This window comes from Streptomyces sp. SID3343 (assembly GCF_009865215.1).
Classification (GTDB): domain Bacteria; phylum Actinomycetota; class Actinomycetes; order Streptomycetales; family Streptomycetaceae; genus Embleya.
The window spans coordinates 1-1,746 of sequence record NZ_WWJX01000439.1 but is presented as its reverse complement, the minus strand read 5'-3'; the positions used below and the strand labels follow the sequence as shown (position 1 = coordinate 1,746).

Genomic DNA, 1,746 nt, shown 5'->3' with positions numbered 1-1,746 from the left:
GGTGGGCGCGGGGCGTGGGCGATGGCTCGTGACGAGCGGGTTGGGCGGGTGGTGGCGCGGTGGGCATGGGCCGCGTACGCGATGACAACGTGAGAGGGCGTGCGCGGGCCGTGGTCGGGGGCGACATCCTTCGCCCGGTTACATTGGGCGACATGAGCACGCCCGAGGCCGCACCTTCGGTGACCTTCCGGGTGCTCGGCCCGTTGGAAGCCGTGGCCGGGGGCGAGGCGATCCCGCTCAAGGGGCCTCGGCATCGCGCCGTGCTGAGCCGGCTGCTCGTGGCGCGTGGGCGCGTGGTTCCGATCGACCGGCTCGTCGACGATCTGTGGGAACAGCCGCCCGAAGGTGCGGTGGGCGCGATCCGGACCTTCGTCTCGGCGCTGCGCCGCGCCTTGGAGCCCGATCGGCCGCCCCGGTGGCCGGCCCGGCTGCTGGTGACCGTCGCGCCCGGTTACGCGCTGCGGGCCGAGCGGGACGCCGTGGACGCGTGGGTGTTCGAGGCCGAGGTCGGCGCGGTGGGCGCGCTTTTGGCGGCGGGGCGGGCGGGGGAGGCGTTGGCGCGGGTGGACGCGGCGTTGGAACAGTGGAGCGGGCCCGCGTACGCCGAGTTCGCCGGCCAGGCGTGGGCGCTCGGCGAGGCGACGCGCCTGGACGGGCTGCGGGCGGTGGCCGGCGAGCGTCGGGCGCACGCGCTGCTCGGGCTCGGGCGCGCGGCGGAGGCGGTCCCCGACCTGGCCGCGCACGCCACGGCCCACCCGTTGCGCGAGGACGCGTGGGAACTGTTGGCGCTCGCGCTATACCGCATGGGTCGTCAGGGGGAGGCGCTGGCGGCCGTCCGCTCCGCCCGGGAAGCGGTCATCGCGGAGCTGGGGGTGGGCCTGGGACCGTCGCTGCGCCGCTTGGAGGCCGACATCCTGGCCCAGGCACCGCACCTGACGCCACGCACGAACGCCGCCGCCGCGACCCCCTCGCCCACCGGACCCGAAGCCGGTCGCGAACCCGGGTCCGGCCCCGGCCCCGGCCTCAATCCCAACCCCGGCCTCGGCCCTGGCCCCGAGTCCGGACCGGACCCCTGTCTCGATCTCGGATCCGCATCCGCATCCGCATCCGGGCCCGGGCCCGCACGAGCATCCGGACCCGCACCAGCACCCGGATCCGGTCTCGGTCTCGGTCTCGGTCTCGGGTTCGTACCCACACCCGCACCCGGTCTCGGCCCCGAACCCGGTCTTGCATTCGGCCCTGGCCTGGGCCCCGAACCCGAGCCTGCGCCCACGCCCGTTCGCGATCTCGAACCCGGGCCCGAATCCGAATCCGAATTGCCAGGGCCCGTAACTCGTCTGGGTCCCGCGCCCATAGCCGGCCGTGGTTCCGGCCTCGGACCCGAACACGGCCTTGAACCCGAACCCGAACCTGGTCTGCGTCCCGCGCCCGGACTCGAATCTGCGCCCGCACCTGGTCTGGGTCCCGAAGCCGAGCCCCAACTTGCTCCCACCCCCGAACCCGAACCCGGCCTGCGCACCGAAGCCGCGCCCGCGCCCGGATCCGGGTCCGCGCCGGGACCTGCGCCCGTACTCGGGGCCGCACCTGGTCTCGGCTCTGAACCCGCGCCCGCGCCCGCGCCCGCGCCTGGTCTGGGTTCCCGGCCCGGATTAGCGCCCACGCAGCCCGGACCAGGACCTGTACCCGGCTTCGGTCCCGAACGCGTACCGGGGTCGGTACCGGAACCTGAACCCGCACCTGGTCTGC

General features: G+C 75.3%; 1 protein-coding gene. It reads left to right on the top strand.

Going from position 1 to position 1,746, the window contains the following annotated elements; genetic code table 11:
- Positions 1-152: 152 nt before the first annotated feature.
- Positions 153-1,746: BTAD domain-containing putative transcriptional regulator (locus GT354_RS53970; RefSeq protein WP_237534834.1), on the top strand; the 1,594-nt coding region annotated here is incomplete at its 3' end.